Source organism: Bacteroides stercoris ATCC 43183 (assembly GCF_025147325.1).
GTDB lineage: Bacteria > Bacteroidota > Bacteroidia > Bacteroidales > Bacteroidaceae > Bacteroides > Bacteroides stercoris.
Genome location: NZ_CP102262.1, coordinates 3,680,106 through 3,702,393, shown reverse-complemented (window position 1 = coordinate 3,702,393; position 22,288 = coordinate 3,680,106). Strand labels below are relative to the sequence as shown.

At 52.0% G+C, this 22,288-nt stretch carries 28 protein-coding genes and 1 pseudogene; 14 read left to right on the top strand and 15 right to left on the bottom strand.

Going from position 1 to position 22,288, the window contains the following annotated elements; all coding sequences use genetic code 11:
• Window positions 1-14: 14 nt before the first annotated feature.
• Window positions 15-1,025, bottom strand: coding sequence for a hypothetical protein (locus NQ565_RS15750; RefSeq protein WP_005656905.1), 1,011 nt, complete (start codon window positions 1,023-1,025; stop codon window positions 15-17).
• A gap of 556 nt (window positions 1,026-1,581) precedes the next feature.
• Between NQ565_RS15750 and NQ565_RS15745 the strand changes: the two genes are divergently transcribed.
• The 13 genes from NQ565_RS15745 to NQ565_RS15685 all read left to right on the top strand — a co-directional run bounded on the left by NQ565_RS15745 (window position 1,582) and on the right by NQ565_RS15685 (window position 11,633).
• Entirely contained in the window at window positions 1,582-1,968 is a 387-nt protein-coding gene (locus NQ565_RS15745) for a DUF4134 domain-containing protein (RefSeq protein ID WP_074668503.1), read from the top strand.
• Window positions 1,969-1,973: 5 nt separating this feature from the next.
• Entirely contained in the window at window positions 1,974-2,300 is a 327-nt protein-coding gene (locus NQ565_RS15740) for a DUF4133 domain-containing protein (protein ID WP_005656899.1), read from the top strand.
• Window positions 2,297-4,831, top strand: coding sequence for a TraG family conjugative transposon ATPase (locus tag NQ565_RS15735; RefSeq protein ID WP_005656897.1), 2,535 nt, complete (start codon window positions 2,297-2,299; stop codon window positions 4,829-4,831). The genes NQ565_RS15740 and NQ565_RS15735 overlap by 4 nt, the downstream gene beginning before the upstream one ends.
• The gene (locus NQ565_RS15730) at window positions 4,828-5,184 is read left to right on the top strand and encodes a DUF3876 domain-containing protein (protein ID WP_005636939.1); all 357 of its coding nucleotides are present in this window, start codon (window positions 4,828-4,830) and stop codon (window positions 5,182-5,184) included. Before NQ565_RS15735 ends, NQ565_RS15730 begins: the two co-directional genes overlap by 4 nt.
• Window positions 5,181-5,810: a DUF4141 domain-containing protein gene (locus NQ565_RS15725; protein ID WP_005656895.1), complete on the top strand. Its 630-nt coding sequence runs from the start codon at window positions 5,181-5,183 to the stop codon at window positions 5,808-5,810. Before NQ565_RS15730 ends, NQ565_RS15725 begins: the two co-directional genes overlap by 4 nt.
• 2 nt (window positions 5,811-5,812) lie before the next feature.
• Window positions 5,813-6,826 carry a conjugative transposon protein TraJ gene (gene traJ, locus NQ565_RS15720; RefSeq protein ID WP_005656893.1) on the top strand — a complete coding sequence of 338 codons (1,014 nt, stop codon included), beginning with the start codon at window positions 5,813-5,815 and terminating at the stop codon, window positions 6,824-6,826.
• 122 nt (window positions 6,827-6,948) lie between these two features.
• Window positions 6,949-7,572: a conjugative transposon protein TraK gene (gene traK / locus NQ565_RS15715; protein ID WP_005636947.1), complete on the top strand. Its 624-nt coding sequence runs from the start codon at window positions 6,949-6,951 to the stop codon at window positions 7,570-7,572.
• Complete coding sequence (locus tag NQ565_RS15710) at window positions 7,569-7,868, top strand: TraL conjugative transposon family protein (RefSeq protein WP_005656892.1); 300 nt, start codon at window positions 7,569-7,571, stop codon at window positions 7,866-7,868. Before traK ends, NQ565_RS15710 begins: the two co-directional genes overlap by 4 nt.
• Entirely contained in the window at window positions 7,819-9,126 is a 1,308-nt protein-coding gene (gene traM, locus NQ565_RS15705) for a conjugative transposon protein TraM (RefSeq protein WP_005636954.1), read from the top strand. Before NQ565_RS15710 ends, traM begins: the two co-directional genes overlap by 50 nt.
• A gap of 49 nt (window positions 9,127-9,175) precedes the next feature.
• On the top strand, window positions 9,176-10,090 hold the full coding sequence (gene traN, locus NQ565_RS15700; RefSeq protein ID WP_005636955.1) for a conjugative transposon protein TraN: 915 nt from the start codon (window positions 9,176-9,178) through the stop codon (window positions 10,088-10,090).
• On the top strand, window positions 10,087-10,674 hold the full coding sequence (locus NQ565_RS15695; protein WP_005636956.1) for a conjugal transfer protein TraO: 588 nt from the start codon (window positions 10,087-10,089) through the stop codon (window positions 10,672-10,674). The genes traN and NQ565_RS15695 overlap by 4 nt, the downstream gene beginning before the upstream one ends.
• Window positions 10,675-10,695: 21 nt before the next feature.
• Window positions 10,696-11,157, top strand: coding sequence for a DUF3872 domain-containing protein (locus NQ565_RS15690; RefSeq protein WP_005636957.1), 462 nt, complete (start codon window positions 10,696-10,698; stop codon window positions 11,155-11,157).
• Window positions 11,154-11,633 (top strand): glycoside hydrolase family protein, encoded by a 480-nt coding sequence (locus NQ565_RS15685; RefSeq protein ID WP_005636958.1) that lies wholly within the window; start codon window positions 11,154-11,156, stop codon window positions 11,631-11,633. The genes NQ565_RS15690 and NQ565_RS15685 overlap by 4 nt, the downstream gene beginning before the upstream one ends.
• A gap of 68 nt (window positions 11,634-11,701) precedes the next feature.
• Here the strand turns inward: NQ565_RS15685 and NQ565_RS15680 are convergent, their stop codons facing one another.
• The 7 genes from NQ565_RS15680 to NQ565_RS15650 all read right to left on the bottom strand — a co-directional run bounded on the left by NQ565_RS15680 (window position 11,702) and on the right by NQ565_RS15650 (window position 17,432).
• On the bottom strand, window positions 11,702-12,856 hold the full coding sequence (locus tag NQ565_RS15680; protein ID WP_005656890.1) for a hypothetical protein: 1,155 nt from the start codon (window positions 12,854-12,856) through the stop codon (window positions 11,702-11,704).
• A gap of 28 nt (window positions 12,857-12,884) precedes the next feature.
• Window positions 12,885-13,766, bottom strand: a complete 882-nt coding sequence (locus NQ565_RS15675) for a hypothetical protein (RefSeq protein ID WP_005636596.1) — start codon at window positions 13,764-13,766, stop codon at window positions 12,885-12,887.
• Between the two features lie 12 nt (window positions 13,767-13,778).
• Window positions 13,779-15,014, bottom strand: a complete 1,236-nt coding sequence (locus NQ565_RS15670) for a hypothetical protein (protein WP_005656889.1) — start codon at window positions 15,012-15,014, stop codon at window positions 13,779-13,781.
• Window positions 15,015-15,046: 32 nt separating this feature from the next.
• The gene (locus NQ565_RS15665; RefSeq protein WP_005656887.1) at window positions 15,047-15,787 is read right to left on the bottom strand and encodes an N-6 DNA methylase; all 741 of its coding nucleotides are present in this window, start codon (window positions 15,785-15,787) and stop codon (window positions 15,047-15,049) included.
• Complete coding sequence (locus tag NQ565_RS15660; protein WP_005656885.1) at window positions 15,774-16,595, bottom strand: DUF4121 family protein; 822 nt, start codon at window positions 16,593-16,595, stop codon at window positions 15,774-15,776. Before NQ565_RS15660 ends, NQ565_RS15665 begins: the two co-directional genes overlap by 14 nt.
• Complete coding sequence (locus tag NQ565_RS15655; RefSeq protein ID WP_005636603.1) at window positions 16,582-16,860, bottom strand: hypothetical protein; 279 nt, start codon at window positions 16,858-16,860, stop codon at window positions 16,582-16,584. Before NQ565_RS15655 ends, NQ565_RS15660 begins: the two co-directional genes overlap by 14 nt.
• A gap of 281 nt (window positions 16,861-17,141) precedes the next feature.
• Window positions 17,142-17,432: a DUF4120 family protein gene (locus NQ565_RS15650; RefSeq protein ID WP_005942846.1), complete on the bottom strand. Its 291-nt coding sequence runs from the start codon at window positions 17,430-17,432 to the stop codon at window positions 17,142-17,144.
• Window positions 17,433-17,762: 330 nt separating this feature from the next.
• On the opposite strand from NQ565_RS15650, the gene NQ565_RS15645 reads away from it, so the two are divergent.
• On the top strand, window positions 17,763-18,107 hold the full coding sequence (locus NQ565_RS15645; protein ID WP_005636608.1) for a hypothetical protein: 345 nt from the start codon (window positions 17,763-17,765) through the stop codon (window positions 18,105-18,107).
• 58 nt (window positions 18,108-18,165) lie between these two features.
• On the opposite strand, the gene NQ565_RS15640 is transcribed toward NQ565_RS15645, so the two are convergent.
• The 7 genes and pseudogenes from NQ565_RS15640 to NQ565_RS15610 all read right to left on the bottom strand — a co-directional run bounded on the left by NQ565_RS15640 (window position 18,166) and on the right by NQ565_RS15610 (window position 22,248).
• Entirely contained in the window at window positions 18,166-18,876 is a 711-nt protein-coding gene (locus tag NQ565_RS15640; RefSeq protein ID WP_005840921.1) for a hypothetical protein, read from the bottom strand.
• Between the two features lies 1 nt (window position 18,877).
• Window positions 18,878-19,579, bottom strand: coding sequence for a hypothetical protein (locus NQ565_RS15635; protein WP_005656877.1), 702 nt, complete (start codon window positions 19,577-19,579; stop codon window positions 18,878-18,880).
• Between the two features lie 10 nt (window positions 19,580-19,589).
• The gene (locus tag NQ565_RS15630; RefSeq protein ID WP_008778735.1) at window positions 19,590-20,609 is read right to left on the bottom strand and encodes an LPD29 domain-containing protein; all 1,020 of its coding nucleotides are present in this window, start codon (window positions 20,607-20,609) and stop codon (window positions 19,590-19,592) included.
• Window positions 20,610-20,622: 13 nt separating this feature from the next.
• Window positions 20,623-20,832, bottom strand: a complete 210-nt coding sequence (locus NQ565_RS15625; protein WP_005802673.1) for a hypothetical protein — start codon at window positions 20,830-20,832, stop codon at window positions 20,623-20,625.
• Window positions 20,808-21,107, bottom strand: coding sequence for a hypothetical protein (locus NQ565_RS15620; protein ID WP_005637786.1), 300 nt, complete (start codon window positions 21,105-21,107; stop codon window positions 20,808-20,810). Before NQ565_RS15620 ends, NQ565_RS15625 begins: the two co-directional genes overlap by 25 nt.
• Window positions 21,104-21,703: a hypothetical protein gene (locus NQ565_RS15615; RefSeq protein ID WP_040316230.1), complete on the bottom strand. Its 600-nt coding sequence runs from the start codon at window positions 21,701-21,703 to the stop codon at window positions 21,104-21,106. The genes NQ565_RS15620 and NQ565_RS15615 overlap by 4 nt, the downstream gene beginning before the upstream one ends.
• A 47-nt stretch (window positions 21,704-21,750) precedes the next feature.
• Window positions 21,751-22,248 (bottom strand): annotated as a pseudogene (locus NQ565_RS15610) (DUF4313 domain-containing protein).
• Window positions 22,249-22,288: the final 40 nt, after the last annotated feature.

Here is a 22,288-nt window from a genome sequence, read left to right as displayed (position 1 = left end):
TTAGTGTTATTGACTTAAATTATAGAATAATCTCCTTGCTCTTCATTTACAAGAAGTGGCTTTAAAAGCGTTTCCACCGACTCAAAAGTATCTTGTTTTGAGAAGTGTATCTTTGGTTGTCCCCACCATCCTCTAATGAATTGTTGGTATTGGTATTGCAAGGTACGGCGAGGTGCCTGCGCCAAGCAGCTATTATAAAAGGAGTCCACAATGTCAGAATGGTAATTGGTCAATGAAAAGAAATACTGCCAAGTTTCTGATATTTCATTCGCGTTGAATCCGGGACGTTCAATTATTTCCACTGCATCCAATCTATGAACACCATCATGTTTAGAGAATGCAGCTTTAAGTATTTCACTTGCCTCCTTATCAGAAGAAGGTGCGCTATACCCAAAGATTGTTACCTTGCCTGCTTTCGATATGTAGTACTTTGCAACACTCCATTGGTCACGGATAAAGCTGTCGCTGTTGTAATCCTTTTGTTCTACAGGATACAGCAAAGGAACAGCGTTGTATGGTTTGCCACACTTTCTGCAATAGTTTTGTATAAGACCAAAGGTCATACAGTCTTTGCACACACCAGCCCCCACATTTCCATGCAAGAACAGAATCTTTGGTCTGTTCCAGGTAATCTTTGCCACTCTGTTATATGCTTGGATAAGCAGACTATCCCAGTTGAAGGATACAATGCAGTCTTTTTCTGTGAGCGAAAGAATCAAAAGGTCGTAGATGGTCAAGAAGGATGGAAGTTGCACATTTGAAAAATATTCATAAAGTTTTTTTTCCATTGCTATCCGTGCGTTTTTACACTCATCACCACGTCTAAACAGCTCACTATATATATCTTCAAGATTCTTGCTTTTCGTTTCTAACATAAATCCTTCAAGGATCCTATCTAACCCAACCTGTTCAATGGCTTCATTCATCGTCGGGCAAGATTTTCCCATGACCGCTCTTGAAGCACCAGCTCCAACTATCACGACATGAGGGCGTTGGCAATACAAATCTTTAAGTTTTTTCTTCATACACTAACTGATTAAATATTTTGCCCGTAAGCAATTGTTGCATCATGCTTTATTTTACGGCCTCATATTTTGTTCGTTTTGTTTCAGGCACAATAATTTCATTGTTCATACTTATAAGTATGAAAGTTATTGTTCTCTGTTTGGCTGTTCTTGAATATAAACAGATATATTACTTAAAAATGCCTTATCAAGGTGTGATATTGTTACTCTCTTTATACACTACTACATGATATACTATTTTTAACCTGTTTACATTGGCCATAAAACTGCGTTTGATATGCAAATATAGCTATTTTAATCCAATATCAATAATAGTCGTTTTTGACAAGAAATCAACTTTATGGAATTTGCTGGCTTTTGTATGGCAATTATATAAATGGTACAGAAAAACATGTAACCGTTTGAACAATCCATGTTTGTGCCAAAATCATCAATTAATCATGTATTATGCTTGAGGTAAGCGTCTCCGCAATGACGTAAAACAGTGTTGAAAATCTCTGTAGAGACGCGCAAAAGCACTTGTTGGATGACATCTGATGACATCTGGCGACATCTGATGACACCTCTGAATAACAGCGTATTATCCCTTTTTATCTTCGCCGTCGAATTCAAATTTATGTCTTACCCAAACGATTCGACAATGAAGAGAAGAATCCTTTTTTCAGTGATGTGCGCGGCGATTGCCGCCGGTGCTTTCGCGCAGGGCCAAGGCCAGGGCCTTGCCGGTATCAACGAGGCGACCAGCCTCATGACCTCGTATTTCGATCCCGCCACCAAACTGTGCTATGCCATCGGTGCGGTGCTCGGCCTGGTGGGCGGCATCAAGACCTACGGCAAGTTCTCCAGCGGTGATCCCGACACCTCGAAAACCGCCGCCAGCTGGTTCTTTGCCTGCATCTTTCTGATTGTAGCCGCCACCATCCTGCGTTCCTTCTTCCTCTAAGCGGTATGGAGTATTCTGTAAACAAGGGGGCGGGCAATCCCGTCGAGTTCAAGGGGCTCAAGTCACAATACCTGTTCGTCTTCGCGGGCGGTCTGGTGACGGTGCTCCTGGCGGTAGTCATCCTTTACCTGGCAGGCGTGGACCAATGGATATGCATCCCTTTCGGGACCGTATCCGGCGGTCTGCTGGCATGGGCGGTGTTCCGGCTGAACGCCCGCTACGGCGAACACGGTCTTATGAAGCTGCTGGCGGAGAAACGCCATCCGCGCTACCTGATCCACCGCAAGAGAGTTTTCAGATTATTTGCAAAAAGAAAAAAACGACAATCATGAGAAATGTATTGAAAGCGGAAACGCTGGAACGCAAGTTCCCCCTGCTCTCGGTGGAGAACGGCTGCATCGTGAGCAAGGACGCCGACCTGACCGTGGCCTTCGAGGTGGAGCTTCCCGAGCTGTACACGGTGACGGCGGAAGAGTATGAGGCCATGCACTCCACCTGGATAAAGGCCGCCAGGGTACTGCCCGAGCACAGCATCGTCTGCAAGCAGGACTGGTTCACGAAGGAGAGCTACCGTCCCCAAAACGGCGGGGAGGAACAGAGCTTCCTCTCGCGCAGCTATGAGCGGCACTTCAACGAGAGGCCGTACCTGAACCACCGCTGTTACCTGTATCTGACAAAGACCACCCGTGAGCGCAACCGCCGGCAAAGTGACTTCAGCACCCTCTGCCGGGGATTCCTGCTGCCCAGGGAGATTACCGACAAGGACATGGCGGCCCGCTTTCTGGAAGCGGTGGAGCAGTTCGAGCATATCGTGAACGACTCCGCCCATATCCGGCTGCGCCGCCTGGAAACGGAGGAGATTACCGGCACGAAGGAACATCCCGGGCTGGTGGAGAAATACCTCTCCCTCTCGATGGAGGACGGGACCGCCGTGCTGCAGGACATCTGCCTCAAGCCCGGACGGATGCGTATCGGGGACAAGCGGCTCTGCCTGCACACACTTTCGGATACGGAAGACCTGCCGGGCAAGCTCTCCACCGACATGCGCTACGAGCGTATGTCCACCGACAGGAGCGACTGCCGCCTTTCCTTCGCCGCACCCGTGGGGCTGCTGCTCTCCTGCAACCACATCTACTCGCAGTACGTGTTCATCGACAACGCGCAGGAAATCCTGCAGATGATGGAGAAGAACTCGCGCAACATGCTCTCTCTGTCACGGTACAGCCGGAGCAATGCCGTGAACCAGGAATGGACGGAGATGTATCTGGACGAGGCGCATACCAAGGGAGTGCTTCCCGTCAGATGCCACTGCAATGTCATCGCCTGGGCGGAGGATGCGGAGGAGTTCCGCCGTATCAGGAACGACACGGGCAGCCAGCTTGCCATGATGGAATGCACCCCCCGTTACAACACCGTCGACACCCCGGTGCTTTACTGGGCGGGCATTCCGGGCAATGCGGGCGACTTTCCTGCCGAAGAGTCATTCTACACGTTCCTGGAGCAGGCGGTCTGCCTCTTTGCCGGGGAGACCAATTACAGAAGTTCTCCCAGTCCGTTCGGCATCCGCATGGCGGACCGGCAGAACGGCATTCCGGTGCACGTGGACATTTCCGACCTTCCGATGAAACGGGGCATCATCACCAACCGCAACAAATTTATCCTGGGACCAAGCGGCAGCGGCAAGTCCTTTTTCACCAACCATCTGGTGCGCAACTATTACGAGCAGGGAGCGCATATCCTGCTGGTGGACACGGGCAACAGCTATCAGGGGTTGTGCCGGATGATCCACGACCGCACACGCGGCGGGGACGGCATCTACATCACGTATGAGGAGGACAATCCGATATCCTTCAACCCGTTCTACACCGATTCCGGACAGTTCGATGTGGAAAAGCGCGAGAGCATCAAGACTCTGATACTGACCTTGTGGAAACGGGAGGACGAGGCGCCGAAACGTTCGGAAGAGGTGGCGCTCTCGGGAGCGGTGAACGCCTATATCCGTAAAATTACCGGGAATCGGGAGGCAAGGCCGGACTTCAACGGCTTCTACGAGTTCGTGGACGGTGACTACCGCCGGATGATAGCGGAAAAGAAGGTACGCGAGAAGGATTTCGACATCGACGGTTTCCTGAACGTGCTGGAGCCTTTCTACAAGGGTGGCGACTACGACTTCCTGCTGAACTCCGACAGGGAACTGGACCTGACAAACAGGCGGTTCATCGTGTTCGAGCTGGACAACATCAGCGGCAACAAGGTGCTGCTGCCTGTGGTGACGCTGATCATCATGGAGACCTTCATCGCCAAGATGCGCCGTCTGAAAGGAATCCGCAAGGTAATATTGATAGAGGAGTGTTGGAAAGCCCTTATGTCCGCCAACATGAGCGGCTATATCCAATATTTGTTCAAGACCGTCCGTAAATATTTCGGTGAGGCCGTTGTGGTGACCCAGGAGGTGGACGACATCATCAGCTCCCCGATTGTGAAGGAGGCCATCATCAACAACTCCGACTGCAAGATCCTTCTGGACCAGCGGAAATACATGAACAAGTTCGAGCATATCCAGCGGCTGCTCGGCCTGACGGAGAAAGAGAAAAGCCAGATACTCTCCATCAACCAGGCGAACCATCCCGGACGTTTTTACCGTGAAGTCTGGATAGGGCTTGGCGGCACCCGTTCGACGGTCTATGCTACGGAAGTGAGCGCGGAAGAGTATTTCACGTTCACGACGGAAGAGTCCGAGAAACTGGAAGTGCAACGGCTTGCCGAGGAGCTGGACGGCAACCTGGAACTTGCCATCCGCCGGATGGCAGAGAGAAAACGAGAGGAACAAAGACAAGTATCAACCCCAAAAAGAGAACAATGAGAAACAAATCCCTTATGAGACTGGCGGTGTGCCTGATCGGTATGGCCGCCATGGTATTGCAAGGCTGCTCGGAGAGCGGCACCGACCGTGACAAGCTCTGCGGCTCGTGGAGCAGCGTGGAAGGCAAGCCGGACGTGCTGGTATATAAGGAAGGGGAAGCCTACAAGGTGACGGTGTTCGCCCGTAGCGGAAAGATGCGCCGTCTCAGGCCTCAGACCTACCTGCTGGTTGAGGAGAACGGGAACCTGTTCATCAACACGGGGCACCGCATCGACATCTCCTACAACGAGGCCGCCGACGTGCTGACCTTCTCCCCGAACGGTGACTATGTGCGGAAGGAGGAACGCCCATGAAAGCGAAGTCACTCCTGATCGGAACGGTACTCGCCCTGTGCGGCACCGGCGCCAATGCCCAGTGGGTGGTGACCGATCCCGGCAACCTTGCCCAAAGCATCATCAACATGTCGGACAACATCGCCCATACCTCGAAAACGGCGGTCAATACGGCCGACAGCTTTGCGGAGACGGTGAAGATTTACGAGCAGGCCAAGAAGTATTACGACCAGTTAAAGGCGGTGAACGACCTGATACAGGACGCCCGCAAGGTGCGCGACATCATCCTGATGGTGGGCGACGTGTCCGACATCTATGTAACGAACTTCGGCAAGATGATGAACGACGGGAACTTCTCGCCCCGCGAGCTGGACGCCATCGCCTTCGGCTACACCCGCCTGCTGGAGGAGAGCAACGGCGTGCTGCAGGATCTCAGGCAGGTCATCAACGTGAGCACGCTCTCCATGACCGACAAGGACCGCATGGACGTGGTGGACCGCTGCTACTATGAGATGCGCCGCTACCGCAACCTGGTGAGCTATTACACGAACAAGAACATCGCCGTGAGCTATCTCCGTGCCAGAAAGAAGAACGACCTGGACCGGGTGATGCGGCTTTACGGGAATGAAACCTCCAAATACTGGTAGCCATGATGCCGTTGTCGATAGATTTTGCCAACCTGCATACCATACTGGCGACCCTGTATGACGATATGCAGCCCCTTTGCAAGGACATGATGGACGTGGGAAAGGGACTTGCCGGGCTGGGTGCCCTGTTCTATGTCGCCGTCCGCGTGTGGCAGTCGATGGCCCGTGCCGAACCGATAGATGTCTATCCCCTGCTGCGTCCCTTCGCCATCGGCATCTGCATCCTGCTTTTCCCCACGCTGGTGCTCGGCACGCTGAACACCGTGCTCAGCCCGATAGTACAGGGTACGCACAAGATGCTTGAGGGGCAGACGCTGGATATGGAACAGTACAGGGCACAGAAGGAGGAACTGGAAAGGGAGGCCATGCTGCGCAATCCCGAAACCGCCTACCTGGTGAGCGACGAGGAATTCGACCGTCAGCTGGACGAGCTGGGCTGGTCAACCATAGATACCGCCTCCCGCCTGGGCATGTACGTGGAGGTGGGGATGTACAATCTGGAGAAGAAAATCCGTGACGCCTTCCGCAGCCTGCTGGAACTGATATTCGCGGCGGCATCGCTGCTGATAGACACCGTGAGGACCTTTTTCCTTGTCGTGCTCTCCATACTGGGACCGGTGGCGTTCGCCTTCAGCGTATGGGACGGTTTCCAGTCCACGCTCGGGCAGTGGTTCACGAGGTACATATCCGTCTACCTTTGGCTTCCGGTCAGCGACCTGTTCAGCACCCTGCTCGCCAAGCTCCAGGTGCTGATGCTCCAAAATGACATTCTGGAATTACAGAACAACCCCGACTACTCGATAGACAACTCAAATAGCGTCTATATCATATTCATGCTGATAGGGATTATCGGGTACTTCACCGTCCCGACGGTGGCGGGCTGGATCGTACAGGCGGGCGGAGCCGGAAACTTCAGCCGTAACCTGAACCGCACGGCCACGAAAGCGGGCGGTTTCGCTGCCGGGACGGGCGGTGCCGTACTGGGGAATATCGGGGGAAGGCTGCGGGGCAAATAGGCTCTATGGCAACCCGTTTCCGTGAGTCGGCAACTTGGATTACCGGGTTGGCGACTTGTCGGAAGGAGCCGCCCGGTCATACCGGAACATTTATTTATTCATTCAAACCAATCATTCGCTAAATGGAATTCAAGTCATTGACCAACATTGAGAGCAGCTTCAGGCGTATCCGGTTGATGCTGGCTGTCTTTACCGGCTGCTGTGCGCTCATTACCGGCTATGCGTTGTGGAGCTCGTACCGTTTCGCCGAGAAGCAACGGGAAAAGATCTATGTGCTGGATAAGGGCAAGTCGCTGATGCTCGCCCTCTCGCAGGATCTTTCACAGAACCGCCCCGCCGAGGCGCGGGAACACGTCCGGCGTTTTCACGAGCTGTTCTTCTCGCTCTCCCCGCAGAAGGACGCGATCGAACACAATATAGGCCGTGCCCTGCAGCTGGCGGACAAGAGCGCCTATCACTACTATGTGGACTTTGCCGAAAAGGGATATTACAACCGGCTGATTTCGGGCAACATCAACCAGGTGGTACACGTGGACAGCGTGGTGTGCGACTTTGCCGCCTATCCCTACAAGGCGCGTACATACGCCCGGCAGCTGATCATCCGTGAGAGCAACGTGACCGAGCGAAGCCTTGTCACCTCCTGTTCGCTCCAGAATACGGGGCGTTCGGACGACAATCCCAACGGGTTCATCATCGAGCAGTTCACCATACTGGAGAACAGGGATATAAGGAGTGTGGAACGATGAGAGGGAAACCTGCCGTCTTAAAACGTGCGGACAGCCGTATCCGGCTGTTCTGCCGCCGGCTGACCGGGAAGCAGCGCATTGTCTTGACAAGTGTCGTCTCGCTTCTGTTCACGGCAGCCTGTCTGTACTCGGTTGTCTCTTCCGTGTCCCGTTTGGGGGAACGGAAGGGCGACATGAAAACCGGGCATATCCGGCCCGTCATGTTACGGCCGGAAACAACAACCATTCATTCAAACATCCAGAAACATGAAAATGGACTTTCAGAAAATCAGGGAACGGCTGGGGCTGTCGAGTGACAAGCCGCTGACTCCCGAAGAGAAGCGCCGACGCGCGAGGTATATTGTCTATCCGTTCTTCTGCCTGCTGTGCGCCGGATTCCTCCTGCTGGTATTCAGCCCGTCGGAAAAGGACAAGGCGGAAAAGGAAAAGGGCAAGGGATTCAACGTGGAGATGCCCTCGCCGAAAGATTCGGAAATGGAGGGCGACAAGGTAAGCGCCTACGAGCAGGAAGCACTGGCTAAAAAGGAAAAATGGCGCAGGGGAACCTTCCAGGAGATGTCCGAGCTGCTCAACAAGGACAGTCAGGATACTGCCGGCCTTACCGCAGGAAAAGCCAACACGGAACTTCCGCCGGAACCGGAAACGGGGAAATCCCCCGGCTTTGTCCATTCCTCTGCGGAAGCCTACCGGAATATGAACCGTTCGCTGGGTGCTGTATATACCCGGAATGAAAACCAACAAAATGCCGATCTGCTCCGTCGTATAGAGGAACTGGAAAAAGAAAAGAGACCGGCGGAAGGACAGCCGGAAGGACAGACCCTGGAAGAAAAGATGGCACTGCTGGAAAAGTCTTACGAGCTGGCCGCCCGGTACAACGGGAAGCAGCCGGATGCCCCGGCTGCCGTGAATGGCCGGAGCGACCGGAAAGACAGGACAGCCGTCCGCCCGGTGAAACAGGTACGGAATCAGGTGGTGTCATCGCTTGCACAACCTATGGACAATGAGGATTTCATCGCCGAATTTGCGGGAGAGAGGAATACCGGTTTCCACACCCCTATAGGCAGGACACTCCCTTCCGGCAGGAATACCATCGCCGCCTGTGTACACGGTACGCAGACCGTATCGGACGGGCAGGTGTTGCGCATCCGGTTGCTGGAGCCGATGGCGGTGGACGACCGGCTCATTCCCCAAGGGACGGTATTGACCGGCGGTACACGCATCCAGGGGGAGCGGATGGACATCCTTGTAGAGACGGTGGAATACAAGGGCACGCTGTTTCCGGTGGAACTGGAGGTATATGATGCCGACGGACAGCGGGGAATCCTCGTGCCGAACTCGATGGAGTATGATGCGGCGCGTGAGATAGCCGCGGGTATGGGCACCTCAATGGGGAGCAGCATCAACATCTCGACGGATGCCGGGGCGCAGATTGCCTCGGACGTGGGCAAGGGGGTAATACAGGGCGTGTCGCAATATGTGGAAAAGAAAATGCGTGCGGTGAAAATCACCCTGAAAGCCGGACACCGGCTGTTGCTGCACTCTCCCGAAAAATGAAAAGAGAAAAGAAACCAACCATTTATTCACCAACCAATCAAGAACGCACATGAAGAAGATTCTGATGATTTTTGCCCTGATTATGGGCGCAGTGGCTGCATACGCGCAGCAAGGCAGCGGGGATTATTACGAGGGATTGAGCCGCAAGATCGGCTTCAGCCAAATGATTCCCCCGCATGGTCTGGAAATCACGTATGACAAGACCGTACATATAATTTTCCCCTCTCCCGTAAGATACGTGGATTTGGGTTCCCCCAACCTGATAGCGGGCAAGGCGGACGGTGCGGAAAACGTCATCCGTGTGAAGGCGACCCGGAAACATTTCCGCAGTGAAACCAATATGAGCGTGATAACCGAGGACGGCAACTTTTACACATTCAACGTCAAGTATGCCGACGAGCCGTTGCTGCTGAACGTGGAGATGTGCGACTTCATCCATGACGGGGAGTCGGTTAACCGTCCGAACAATGCGATGGAAATCTACTTGCAGGAACTCGCCGGGGAGTCGCCCCGTCTGGTACGGCTGATCATGAAATCCGTGTATGGGCAGGACAAACGCAAGGTCAAGCACATCGGCAGCAAGCGGTTCGGGGTTCAATACCTGCTCAAGGGGCTTTACGCACACGGCGAGCTGCTCTATTTCCATACCGAGGTGAAGAACGCCACGCACGTGCCTTTCGATGTGGACTTCGTAACTTTCAAGATTGTAGACAAGAAAATCGTGAAGCGTACCGCCATGCAGGAGCAGGTCATCTATCCGCTGCGTGCCTTCAACTATGTGACCCGTGTGGACGGGAAGAAGAACGAGCGGACGGTGTTCGCCCTGCCCAAGTTCACCATCCCCGACGGCAAGAAGCTGGTCGTGGAGATGTACGAGAAACAGGGTGGCCGCCATCAGTCGTTTGAGGTGGAGAACGAAGACCTTGTACGTGCCGGGACTGTCAATGAACTGAAAGTAAGATGAGTGCCATGAAAAGAAACTTCATTTTCATTATCCTCCTGCTTGCCCTCTTTACGGGGCAGGCGGAAGCCCAGCGCCGGCTGCCGGGGATGAAATCCGTCCGCTTTACCGCTGAAATGGCCGACGGCTTTTACAGCCGGGCAGACCGCCATGATGCGGGCTACGCCTTTTCGCTGGCTGTTGCCACTTACACAAAGAAAGGGAACCAGTGGGTGTTTGGCTGTGAGATGCTACAACGTAATAACCCTTACCGGAACACATATGTCCCACTGTCGCAATATACAGGGGAAGGCGGTTATTATCATACAATCCTTTCCACATCCGGCAAGTCTTTCTTTCTGAACCTCGGCGCTTCCGCCTTGCTGGGCTACGAGGCCGTGAACAACGGAAACCGCCTGTTGGATGACGGAGCTTCCTTGCGCAAGTATGAGTCCTTCATCTATGGGGGTGCGGTAACGCTGGAGGCGGAAGGATACCTGTCGGACAGCATAGCCCTGCTGCTATGTCTGCGTGAACGTTTTGTATGGGGCGGCGCTTCCGGCCGCTGCCATTTCCAGTATGGAGCCGGAGTCAAATACATTTTCTAACCTTAAAAAGAACATATACCCATGAAAAGAAGAATCCTTGATTTTATGATGACAGTCTGTTGCATGGTATTTTCCTTTCTTGCCCTTGTCGCCTGTGACAATGAGCTGGATATCAGACAAGAATACCCGTTCACGGTGGAGTCCATGCCGGTGGCGGACGAAATCGTAAACGGTGAGACGGTGGAAATCCGTCTGGAAATCAAGCCGGAAGGAAACTTTTCCGGAACTGTCTATACGCTGAGGTATTTCCAGCCCGACGGAAAGGGCAGTCTGAAGATGGAGGACGGAACGGTACTGAAACCCAATGACCGTTATTTGCTGAACGAATGGAAATTCCGTCTTTACTATACCTCGCATAGCGGCAAGGAATCACAGACCATAGACCTCTATTTTGAAGACAATTGGGGAAACTTGCAACAGCTGACATATGATTTCAATGGAAAGGATGCGGAGGAGGAAGACAATAATACGGAGGCCGCATGAAAAGAATACCGGTTATTATGATTTTTCTGTCACTTGTTCTGTATGGCAAGGCGGAAAATCCCCCGTCTGACAAGGATAAGGCGGTAGCCTGCATCAAGCGGTGGGAAGGCTGGCACCGGGGGAAAATGCCTTACATCGGTTACGGACACCGCCTGCTCCCCCATGAGAAGCTGACCGAGAACCTGAGTGAGGCACAGGCGGACTCACTTTTGAGATGCGACCTTGAACGGTGTTTGAAGGTATTCCGTAAATATGGAAAAGACTCGCTTCTTTTAAGTCTGTTAGGTTTTAATGTGGGCTGTTACCGTCTGATCGGAAACGGCAAGATACCCAAAAGCAGACTGATTCAGAAACTGGACGATGGTAACCGGAATATTTACAAGGAATATATATCGTTCCGCTGTTATCGGGGGAAAGTCATTCCAGGCATAGAGAGAAGAAGAAAAGAGGAGTTTGAACTGTTCTATATACCGTAGATTGAAATTATGCAAAGCCGTGAACGGACGCTTGCCATCGCCGTTCACGGCTTTAGTCTTAGCCACTCTTAATTTACCTTTACCCGGTTCATCAGCTGCCCCGATATTTCATGCAGTTCCCGGCAGCGTTCCGGCTGCTGTTCCCTTGCAAAGGCGGTGATTCCCTGTGTCAGTTTCCAGAGCGTGGCCCCGCCTGTCACTCCGTCGTCAGGATTGTTGTTCATCAGCAGTTTTTCCACCTCGCGTCCTTCGTTTTTCAACAAGGCTCCTTTCTGCACCAGATTCTTCAGTTCCTTGTCGAAATCCACGTCAATTTCCGATGCGCCTTGAATTTCGATGGCCTTCTGCATGATGGTATCTTTGCTGTACAGCCCTTTGGTCAGGTCGGAAACTGCCGATACGGTGGTCTGCGTGTCCAGTTCATAGGTCTTTTGGGAAAGGGATAGGGAATCCGGCAGTCTGCCTCCAAGGTGCACCTGCCGCATGACGGATTCCCGGACCATCCCGTTCAGGCACGCCCCGTTGAGCAGGAACGACCGCATGTCCACCGAGCCGTTGCCATAGTCGGATGTGGAGAAGCGTGCTCCTGCGAAGATGATGACCGTCCCGTTCTTACGGGTGGGTATCTCTATCGGAGTGGGCAGGATCGTTTCGCACCATACTTTCGTGTCGTTCATATAGGCGTCGGACACGACCGCCCCCTGTCCTCCCGCCTCACGGATGAAAGCGGTCAGGATGTCCACTGAGTTGAGCCGGCGGTAGGAGTCCGACAACACGCCCCGGACCTCCATGCCCACCGCACGTATCAGTACCTGTGTGCGCTCGGTCCATCCCGAATGTTCGTTCAGGATGGTGGCACACAACTGTTTCTGCCAGGCATCTCCGGCGGAAAGCTCGCGCAGGTATTTGGCGGGAATGCCCATCTTCTCCGAAATCTGGCTTATGGCGTTGCCGTGCAGGTTGAAGTTCCCTTCGGGCATTGCCATCTGTACCCTTCCTTCCGCTTTGAAAGAGATAACGGGGCGTTCCTTGCTACGTTGGCTTACCCCGATGGGAGCGATGAAATCCTGCGCGATCCGTCCCTCACTGAGCAGACGGTTGATGGTGTCCATGACATCCCCCTGCCTGCCTTCTATCATTCGCCGTACCTTGTTGATGACTACCTGGTTGAGTCCCTGCTGTTTCTGTACCGGTGCAGTGGCCGGCATGACTGTTGCTTCCATATTTCTTGTTTTTAAAGTCGTTGATAAATTACAATCTGTTCTTATGGCTTGTCCTGCTTGTTTTAGTAAATTCAGATCTGTACTCTTCTGACAGACGGATATAATCCTTTTCGCTATATCCGGCCGTTCCGAACAGTTCATAATATCCGGGGAAGGGTTTTCTTTCCGTTTCCGGTATATGCGTGCTGGTTTCCTTATGGCAACAGATGATGTGCCGGACAAACCGGTAGCACTTGCAAAGATCCGCCAGGATGGTGTACTCGTTGTCCGTATGAGGTTCATAATATCCGCAGGAGAGATTGACGCAGGATACTTCCAGCCCGTTCCTTTTCAATGCCGCCACATCCGTAGCCAGCCCCTGTGCAGGCTTGTAACCGTACCTCCGGGGATCTACCGCTGAAATGAACTCATTGGAGCAGAGCCTCATTCCGTTGATTTGTGTCACCATGTCCCCATTCCCTTTCCGGTCGCACTGGATGACGAAACGGCAGTCGGAAAAGAAGGACATGTCGGCATGGCCGCTGCCTATGCATCCTATCTCCTCCTGTACGAAGAAGGCGCATTTCACCGCCTTGAAATCCTCCAGGCATTTCAGGCAGATCCAGATGCCGTTCTTGTCATCCGCGCCGATTCCGGCCATCCGTTTACGCTTGCGGTCATAGCCGACAATCATCGAGTCCGCCACAAGATGGGCCGCATAGGTGCCTGTCTTGCGCCGGTGTACCTCGTCCATGTGCGCCACGACACAGGGGTAGCTTTTCCGGTTGCCTTTGACCGCATAGATGTTTCCGTGCCTGTCTTGCCGGAAAGGAATACCCATCCGCCTGAGTTCCCCGATGATGAACCCGGCCATCTTCCCCTCCTTGCCGGAGGGGGAGGAGATGTTGTAAAGAGCCATTAATTTTTCCATGATGCTGACTTTTTAGGAGATGAACAACTTTTCGATTTGCAGGTACCGTCTGAACTCCGGTACGGGACGTCCCTTCTTGAAGAGGAAGGACGGATATTTCTTTCCCTTGTATTCCGCCGACGTGCCTTTCAGTACTTGTCCGAATACGGTGGATATATAGAACATGTCCTGACAATTCTTGCAGAATGCCGTATCCGGAAAGGAATGTATCTTTCCGCATTTGGGACATACATATTTTCTCCTGTTTGCGCGCCCTTCCGTGCTCCGGCAGGTGGCTATGCTCGTGTCGCCCTCCGTATTTCTCAGTTCCAGGTTACCGTCCGTCAGATGGAGGCTGTAGAACGTGTCGAGGTAAGGCACCCCTTTCTTGTGCCACCTGCAGGCGGGCACTTTCACCGTCAATGAAACCTGTATATTGTCTCCGGCCGCCCATTCCTGCCCCTCAATGGGATTCAGTACGGTGAAATCCGTTGTATGTGTATAATCGTTGTATCTGCGTCGCAACAGGATGCCCGCCTCCTGCGCCTGCTTGCGGATCAGTTCGGCGACGAATGCGTGTGAGGAATAGATGCGGTCCAGCAGGGAGGCGGCAATCGGTGTGTTTATTGATTTCCACAATGTTACCTCGTTCCATACGACAGCCCGTCCGAGTATGTTGTTGCTCTCGTCCCTTGCCACAAGGATTTTAGCGCCGGCGAAGTTGGTATAGAAGTCAGCGGCGTTGCGTGCCTTGTCCTCATACCGCATACAGGAACTGTGCAGGCTGGATGTGTCACTGTCGGAGATGGGGCTGTAGTTGCTTTCCAGATAGGCTTCCATGAAGTCGTTCATGCTTTCATGCAGCCTGACCGTGACTTTGCTGTCCAATGAGAGGGCGCTACAGAAATAATTGATTTCGTCGGGTGAGTACTTGGGCAGGTTCTTGAACAGTTCCACAAACGTGGAGGGTTCCAGGTCTGTCCGGTTCTCCGGGAACCAGGGTGCCTGCGGGTTGTTCCGGTCCGGGAAACTGGGATGGGCCAGATCCTTGCTGCAGGCCGTGAACACGATCCGGATTTTCTTGAACGTGCCCGCTTCCGTCCGCTTGCGCTTGGTGGAGAAGCAGTTGTAGGTACCGCGTATGATCTCTTCCACCGGTACGTTCTTTTTTACTTCCGAAAGGATGCCTTTGGCTATCACACTTCCGTTTTCCGCCGCATGCACCAGGCGGGATTTCAATTCATTGCTAACATTCAGTTTCATAATCATTCGTTTTATTGTTTATAAATTCTGCCATGTTTTTATGGCAATTGTTTCTTGTCCGGCTGCATTTGGCGCAATTTCTCTTTCCGCTTTCTGAGCAGGTCAACGGACATGTTCCTGCTTGTCCGATATTCCTCCTCGCTCATCCGGCGAATGGAAGGAATGCCCGTCTGGGTCAGTGTATGGTTTACCATCCAGCCGTCCATGAAGTTTTCGGGGCAGAGGCTGTCATGGTGGATGACTTCCCCCACGCAGCCGTGAATGAGCATATTGCATATGGTCATCAGGCAACAGGTACGGTTGACATCTTCCGCGACAAGATAATTACCCAGGTGGCGTACATGATATGCCAGCAGGAGACGCCCACTTCCGCAGGTAGGGTCGTTTATCCTCTGCCCGGTCTTTTTTCCGTCCGTTTCCGTACACATTACCATCAGGTCGCAGATATGTACGGGAGTGAAGAACTGCCCTTGCGCCTGTTGTCCCTTTCTGGAACTGAGCGCCATGAAAAGGTCTCCTAACGCGTCATACCAGGATGCGGCCTCCAGCTGCTTCTGCATGAGCCGCACCCATTCCGCAAACATTTTCATGAATGCGGCATTCTGCTGCCGCTTGTACCTCCAGTCTTTCAGCGGAGGAGCGCCCGGTGAGAATCCGTGTATGACGTAACGCAGGAAATCTGTGAACACGTTCATCGGATCGTACCCGTTCAAGCCTGCAAACTCACAGATTGTCTTTTCAAGTGGCCGGACTTCTGGGGATGTCTCATAGCGTGTCATATTGTTCTGTTTTTTTATAGAAGGTTACTGTATGTCCGTTATGGTCTGTCCGTATCTTGACGGGGGAGACGCCAAGGAAAAAGAGGTGCGTTTCCGCTTTCAGCATGTTCCATTCCCATGTGGGAAGTTCCTTCCATTCCATACGGTATGCCCAGAGTATGAACAGACCGGGACGGAATCCGTTGAAAAGTTCTCCGTGCAGAATCCCGACCAGCCGCTCCAGTTCTTCCCGCGAGTAAAGGGTGAATGACTCATTCCGATAGATAAAGGCATCAGCCGGTTCAATATCCGGCTGACACTCGATGATGTATCTCGTCCATTCTTTTGTGGTGTACTTTCCGTACAGAGGATCGGGTTCCGTGTATTTCCATGCCCTGACGAATGTGTGGAAGAGGACGGCACCGTTCCTGTGCCTTCCGGTATGCCCCCACATCCGGAACTGTTTGCTGCGTATGCCATCGGGAAGCAGCAATTCCGGACCGGTTATAACCCAAGGGCCTCCTTCCGTATTGTAACCGGTACACTTTTCATTTTCATGGCAGAAAGGTGTCTGTGGGAGAAGGCAAATATGGACTTCCCGGTCATCGCCCCTTTCAATGTGTGCCTGCGGATAATAGTCACCGCCACGGGTAGTATAAGTGACGACATCCCCTGCGGTCGGTAAACTGACTCTTTTCCTGTCCTCCCGCATCCTTGAAATCAGCCGGTTCACCTTCTCCACGTCGCACTCCTTTATGGAACAGGCACACCCTTCATGCCTGTTGAGCAGAGTCAGGCTTTCCAAATCATAAAAATTACCGTACTTCATATTGAGAGCGTTTTTGTTGGTACAATTTGACCTGGCGGGCAACCATATCACAGAACTTCTGTCCGTTCTCCTTCTCGCTTCTGAAATAGGCAATCATGTCCCAGAGATTCTGATTGAAGTAGCCGGTCCATTTTTCGTAGCAGTGACTTCCATAGACCTTTCCGAACGTTTCCTCGAAAAGTGCGGGAGTCAGCCCTTCATCCCCATGGTGGTTGTATTGCCACAGAGAGACAAGCAGCAGCCGGTTATAATCCAGTGTTTCCATATCCGTTCTTTTTTAAGTAAAACATCGGCCTACATGGGTAGGCATTTTTATTTCTTGGTGTCTTTCCGGCCTGTTTGCCGGGGATTGCGACAAGGCTTGGCGAAAGAAAATACCGCAGCGAAGCGAGGATGATTTTCTTTCAGCCAACCCAGCCCCTGAAAGGGGCCGCCTTGCGCAATCAGCCCGGGAAACGGCTATCTTTACAGCAAGAAATGAAAAAGCAGACCTCGGATTCTCTGTTCTGAAGTCTGCTTTTCGGTCATTGTCGAGTCTCATGTTTTTCAGGTATGTATCTGCCATCCGTGGAACGGCTGCAATGTTACGGCAAACGATCTGTCAGGTATTCCATGATAGAGCAGACCTCCCACGATACCTGTCCTTCCGTCGGGATAGCGCTGTGTAAAGCCGAACGAGTACGGGGCATGGTCGTAGTAGAGTGAGATTTCGCAGGGACAGTCAGGGTTTTCTTCCCAGCTTTTCAACCGTTCCAGACATTTTTGGAGCGAGGTGTCACCGATGGATTCGGCATAGCGCCTTACATTCTCGAAATGTTCTTCATTCAGGATTTTCATGACTTTTGTATTTTTATCTGTTAAACACGTCCGGCTCCGGGAGCCGGTATTTTTATTTCTCGCCTGCCTGACAGTCCCGTGGCCGTACCCGCAAGGTTTGGCGAAAGAAAATACCGCAGCGAAGCGAGGATGATTTTCTTTCAGCCAACCCCGCAGGGGCCTGACCTTGTACGGGTACACAGGACACGGGACTACCTTTGCAGGGTGGGAAATAAAATATGCGGTTGTTCCTTGTTGCGGGATCTTGTATGGCTTCCGGAGATAATCTTCCTGATTTGTTCGCCATTGCCGGACAAATGGTGTATTTTTGCAGTTTCTAATTTCAGGATCATGGAAAACTATATAAAGAAAGCGGCGGATGCTTTCCTTGTGGAGCGTCCGTATGGTATGCGTGTGGATTACAGGAAGAAAGGATTCGTGCTGTTTAACCGCAACCTGAACGTATTGGGCAATGCGGAGCATGCCCGTCTGGAAGAGCTGCCTCTGGAGCGGTTCAATGTGGAGGAGATTCCGTTGGATGGTGAAATTGTGGAGGAACACGCGGGATTTACCGATGTATTCTTCTATACCGATCTGACCAGCCCCTATGCCGGATATGCGCTGAATTTGCAAAAGCTCAAGGCCTATAACCGGTTTATGTTTCCGTTGGCGATGGCGCTGAACCGTAAGTTGTGAGTCCGGAAGCCGGCAACGGTAACAGCCGCATGGAGCACGCCGTTACCGCCAGGTTTTATTATTTGCCCTTTCTTGTTGTTATAAATGCAAGATAATCGCCCACGGCCTTATGGCATCCGGTAAAGTCCGGAGTCCGGAGACCTTTGATTTTCCGGTAACTGACGGTTCCGTTCCTGTCAATGCCTCTTACATGCCTGTTGAATGTCCCTTTGGTTCTGATATGGATGTCAAAACCGTCCCTTCCGGTGATTTCAAGGAACATTCCTCCCGTGATCCGTTCCCCGTCCAGGAATTTCTGTTTCTGTTCATCGAGCAGCCGCTGATATTGCTCTTCCCGCGCTCTGCGCTCTTCCGCCTCTTTCTCCTCCTGTTCCCTGCGTTTCTGTTCCTGCCTCCTTTTGTATGCCTCACGGGCTTGCACCAGGGGGGTGGTGTCAAGTCCGAGAGCCTCGAACACGCGGACGGAGATCAACCTGACAAAGGCTCCTCTTTCCGCGCCCTGAAGCGTATCCGCGATCCAGTTCCTGCAATAGGCGGCAGTTTCGTCCCTGCGGTTTTCTCCGTTGAGGAACCGGCGTGAATACTGCCCGCTGGAGAAATAAACGTTTTCAATCCGGCAGACCACATGGAAACAGTCATCGTCCTCATTCCCATATTCGTTCTTTCTAGACAGGGAGAGATATACATTCTCGGCGTACGGTTCCAGTTCCATATAAGGAGCCACGACGGTATTCCCGTCAGACCTGTACTTGAATACTTTTGCTTTCATACTATCGTTCAGTTTGTCGGTTGTTGCATATTTCATCTATAATCTCTTTCCCGCTTCTTTCACCCTTCAGGAAGGCAAGGAAGCGCCTCAAAAAGAGCCGGGCACAGTCAGTTCCCAGCTGGGAGCTTTCACCGTCTTTGGTAGCGCATACCGCAAAACGCCCCAGTCCGAAACTGTCCTGTTGCGGTACGATGTGGTAAGACAAGTCCTCGCTTGCGTTGATGTGCAACCCACGACGGAAAACATAGAAAGTTTTCGGGATTCTTCTGTCGGTATCGATTTCCATACGCTTGTAACCGTGATGTTCCAATAACCGGACCAGTTCCCTGTTTGTCGGAATTGTATGTCCGATCCAGTCCGGCCAGCTTATATTTTCTATTGTATGTCCGTAATTGTCATATAATATGTCGAACTGTTCCTGGTATTCATCGTAAAATTCCCCGTTCCCGTTGCACATTTTCTCCAAAGCGATGCCGTTTTTACGGACAAGGGCAAGGTCGCCCAGTCCGCACGCGATTTCATTGAGCAGCGTGCGTTCCTCATCCCTGTCCTTTGCCGTTCCGTAAATTCTAAGCCGGGAATACCGGTGTAGCGCCGAACGGGACGGCATATCCAGTTTTTCCCATATCCCATTGTTTCCTATAGCCTGTCTGGTGTTTTCCGGAAGTCCGTACCACCACTTGTCCAAATTGTTTGTATCCATAATTTCTGAATCAGATTGTTTTTAAATTCTGTTTTGAGTACCATGCCTGATACGCGGCGGCATACTCCTGACGTTCCCGTTCCAGGGAATTTCTCATCTCAGGGGTGTATCCGAGCAGGCGGATGTATCCTCCGTTATAGCCGGTGAGTTCGCACCTTATTCCGGCTTCCTCCAGTTTGTCGATGCGTTTTTGGGCCATTTTTGCGCTTGAATATTCCTTCGGCCAAAAATAGACTTCGCCCCGTGAGCCGAAACAGTCTTCCCCCAGAATTATTTCCCCGGCATACTTCCGGCTTTCGATGAAGCCGAAACGCGCTTTGCCCAATGCCCGGCGCATTGCCTCGTGTGCCGGACCTTCCGGATGCTTGAATATCTCCGGCTTGTCTTTGCTGCCGAGTTTGGGCGGTTCCACCTTGTACGGCTGTTTGTAACTTCCGATTCCGAGCGTCAGGTAAAAGTTGGTGTGAAAATAGTCCGTCATGGGGTCGCTGTCATCGAAATTGTACGACATGATGAAATCGCAGATATTCACCATTACATCCTTTGCCCTGTCCGTCAAGGATTTGTCTGAATGGATATGATGGTGGTTGACATCGCCTTGAACTTTTCCGGACTCTTTGGTGAACGCCTCGAAATCCGCTTTCATCAACCGGATATGGATGGAGTGGCAATTCTCCCGTCTGACAGAGAACTTGTATCCCGGATAGGTCTCCTTGAGCCATGCCCGTACCAGTCCCACGATTTCAGGAGCGTGCTGCCCCTTGTAATTGCGGCCTTTCCAGCGGTATTCGTTATACACATACTTGGTGTATTCCTTTGCCGTGGCTCCCGGATAGTCATATTCATATCCGGTTGAGGTCGAGGGAATATCCGGTTTTTCTTTCCAAGCCTCAAAAAGCCTTCCAAACTCGGTGTTCACCTGTTGCATGATTGCGGTGTCACCACCCTTGTCCGGGTGGTGCTCCAATGCCAGCCGGCGGTATTCTTTCTTCAAGTCCGCCAGAGAGTGTATGTTCTGAAAATAAGTCATAGCCATAAGTTTTTTATGCCCCTGCGAGGCGGTTGATAAAATATTCCCGGTAGTCAAGGTCAAGACCGAGGTTGAGACAGGCCGTTTCCATGTCATCTTCTCTCAGGTCGTCCGCCTCCTGCAATTCGCGCAGGTACCGGATTTCGGAGTCCAGGTATTCCTGTGCTTCCGTTTGACCGCAACCGCATGAGTTGCAGATCAGACTGATAATGTTTCCCTGCATGCTGTTTGATTTTTTATGTTTCTGTTCCTGTTTCTGAGGCCTCGTCCGTCGTATATCGAGACGGCCCGTTCCACCAAAAGCCTGCGGTTGTCTTCCGAAAGTTCCAGATAGAACCGTTCCGCCGCGCCGAATGTGCCCTTGTCTGTCGCCACGCACCATTTTTCCCAGAAATGCGGGTACATGCCGCCATACACGGTTTTGCATTCCTCCTCGCTCCAGGCGTTCCACATGTAGTAGAAGAAACTGGAGACGGTATTTTCCGCTTGATATTTCATGGTTCTTCTATTTGTGATTCTACATTGTTTGTTTCTCTCAGTTGATGCCACACAGCCTCATACATCTCATGAAGCCAGTCTATGTTCTTCGCGCCGAGTTCAAACGGGCTGTGACACTGCACCTCGTCACCGCTTTCTTTCTCTTCGGCAAGGACGGTCAGGCTGTCCGCCGTTACCCGGAGTCCTGTCACCCTGCATTCATATGGTTCTCCGTTCTTGCCAAACCATATCACCCAGACCGGATCATAATCCTCTTCCGGAAGACGAATTTCTTTCACGCAGTGAGCATGGAGCAACTGCCGTATCGCGTCGATGATGTCCCCCCGCAGTTCCTTGATCCTGCCGCTGAAATCAACGGCTTCTGACGGTAAACTTCCTTTTCCGCCTCTTTCCTGCAAGGAGAGAATCCGCGTGTCGGGATGGATACAGAAATCCCAGTCCAACACTTCATCGTCATCGCGTGTCGTGTGGATATCGCCGCCCAAAACAAGACCGCAATCGTCATTTACCATTCTTTTTGCTTCATCGCGGTCTTCTGCCGCTACCGTGTAAGTGCCCTCGAAGGAACACCTTACTCTTATGTCATATCTTTTCATGATTCTTTCCATTTGATTGTTGATACCAGATTCATTGCCCGGAAGGATTACCGGATATTCAATATTGCGCTAAAGGCATGTGGGTCAAGCCTGTAAAACGTCGGAAGGTTAAGTGTGACCATCGGGTAGCTTACTCAGCCGCTCTGACGTCTATAACCTGTATCCTCAGCCAATTTGTTAGACAGAAGGAACTCCATGGCATCAGGATTGTTGTTGATGTCCACGAATGCCCTGTCAGGCAGTGAGAATGCCGCCTTATCTTCTAAGTTGACCGTCAGGACCGTGTATATCTCATGGGTCACGGGATCTTTCAGAGACAATGCCGGCCAGCCGTTATGGTACATTTCAATCACGATTGAGAGACGGCTTTCCTGATACAGGAAAGTCTCTTCCATGGACGGATGGTCGCATTTGGCAATTTCAAAATCATCCTCCCCTTTGGTAAATGTCACCATCGGATAGGATACATCGACAAAACATTCCTCTTCCCGGTAGCAGAGATGTTCTTTTCCCTCTGAACGGATTATAGCCAATCGGGTGTTCATATTCGTAACTGGTTTTAAAATTATTGACTTGCAAGTTAAT

Excerpts from the sequence above, each read along its gene's own strand:
- NQ565_RS15750 (WP_005656905.1), bottom strand. The coding sequence starts at position 1,025 with ATGAAGAAAAAACTTAAAGATTTGTATTGCCAACGCCCTCATGTCGTG.
- NQ565_RS15745 (WP_074668503.1), top strand. The coding sequence starts at position 1,582 with ATGACACCTCTGAATAACAGCGTATTATCCCTTTTTATCTTCGCCGTC.
- NQ565_RS15740 (WP_005656899.1), top strand. The coding sequence starts at position 1,974 with ATGGAGTATTCTGTAAACAAGGGGGCGGGCAATCCCGTCGAGTTCAAG.
- NQ565_RS15735 (WP_005656897.1), top strand. The coding sequence starts at position 2,297 with ATGAGAAATGTATTGAAAGCGGAAACGCTGGAACGCAAGTTCCCCCTG.
- NQ565_RS15730 (WP_005636939.1), top strand. The coding sequence starts at position 4,828 with ATGAGAAACAAATCCCTTATGAGACTGGCGGTGTGCCTGATCGGTATG.
- NQ565_RS15725 (WP_005656895.1), top strand. The coding sequence starts at position 5,181 with ATGAAAGCGAAGTCACTCCTGATCGGAACGGTACTCGCCCTGTGCGGC.
- traJ (WP_005656893.1), top strand. The coding sequence starts at position 5,813 with ATGATGCCGTTGTCGATAGATTTTGCCAACCTGCATACCATACTGGCG.
- traK (WP_005636947.1), top strand. The coding sequence starts at position 6,949 with ATGGAATTCAAGTCATTGACCAACATTGAGAGCAGCTTCAGGCGTATC.
- NQ565_RS15710 (WP_005656892.1), top strand. The coding sequence starts at position 7,569 with ATGAGAGGGAAACCTGCCGTCTTAAAACGTGCGGACAGCCGTATCCGG.
- traM (WP_005636954.1), top strand. The coding sequence starts at position 7,819 with ATGAAAATGGACTTTCAGAAAATCAGGGAACGGCTGGGGCTGTCGAGT.
- traN (WP_005636955.1), top strand. The coding sequence starts at position 9,176 with ATGAAGAAGATTCTGATGATTTTTGCCCTGATTATGGGCGCAGTGGCT.
- NQ565_RS15695 (WP_005636956.1), top strand. The coding sequence starts at position 10,087 with ATGAGTGCCATGAAAAGAAACTTCATTTTCATTATCCTCCTGCTTGCC.
- NQ565_RS15690 (WP_005636957.1), top strand. The coding sequence starts at position 10,696 with ATGAAAAGAAGAATCCTTGATTTTATGATGACAGTCTGTTGCATGGTA.
- NQ565_RS15685 (WP_005636958.1), top strand. The coding sequence starts at position 11,154 with ATGAAAAGAATACCGGTTATTATGATTTTTCTGTCACTTGTTCTGTAT.
- NQ565_RS15680 (WP_005656890.1), bottom strand. The coding sequence starts at position 12,856 with ATGGAAGCAACAGTCATGCCGGCCACTGCACCGGTACAGAAACAGCAG.
- NQ565_RS15675 (WP_005636596.1), bottom strand. The coding sequence starts at position 13,766 with ATGGAAAAATTAATGGCTCTTTACAACATCTCCTCCCCCTCCGGCAAG.
- NQ565_RS15670 (WP_005656889.1), bottom strand. The coding sequence starts at position 15,014 with ATGATTATGAAACTGAATGTTAGCAATGAATTGAAATCCCGCCTGGTG.
- NQ565_RS15665 (WP_005656887.1), bottom strand. The coding sequence starts at position 15,787 with ATGACACGCTATGAGACATCCCCAGAAGTCCGGCCACTTGAAAAGACA.
- NQ565_RS15660 (WP_005656885.1), bottom strand. The coding sequence starts at position 16,595 with ATGAAGTACGGTAATTTTTATGATTTGGAAAGCCTGACTCTGCTCAAC.
- NQ565_RS15655 (WP_005636603.1), bottom strand. The coding sequence starts at position 16,860 with ATGGAAACACTGGATTATAACCGGCTGCTGCTTGTCTCTCTGTGGCAA.
- NQ565_RS15650 (WP_005942846.1), bottom strand. The coding sequence starts at position 17,432 with ATGAAAATCCTGAATGAAGAACATTTCGAGAATGTAAGGCGCTATGCC.
- NQ565_RS15645 (WP_005636608.1), top strand. The coding sequence starts at position 17,763 with ATGGAAAACTATATAAAGAAAGCGGCGGATGCTTTCCTTGTGGAGCGT.
- NQ565_RS15640 (WP_005840921.1), bottom strand. The coding sequence starts at position 18,876 with ATGAAAGCAAAAGTATTCAAGTACAGGTCTGACGGGAATACCGTCGTG.
- NQ565_RS15635 (WP_005656877.1), bottom strand. The coding sequence starts at position 19,579 with ATGGATACAAACAATTTGGACAAGTGGTGGTACGGACTTCCGGAAAAC.
- NQ565_RS15630 (WP_008778735.1), bottom strand. The coding sequence starts at position 20,609 with ATGACTTATTTTCAGAACATACACTCTCTGGCGGACTTGAAGAAAGAA.
- NQ565_RS15625 (WP_005802673.1), bottom strand. The coding sequence starts at position 20,832 with ATGCAGGGAAACATTATCAGTCTGATCTGCAACTCATGCGGTTGCGGT.
- NQ565_RS15620 (WP_005637786.1), bottom strand. The coding sequence starts at position 21,107 with ATGAAATATCAAGCGGAAAATACCGTCTCCAGTTTCTTCTACTACATG.
- NQ565_RS15615 (WP_040316230.1), bottom strand. The coding sequence starts at position 21,703 with ATGAAAAGATATGACATAAGAGTAAGGTGTTCCTTCGAGGGCACTTAC.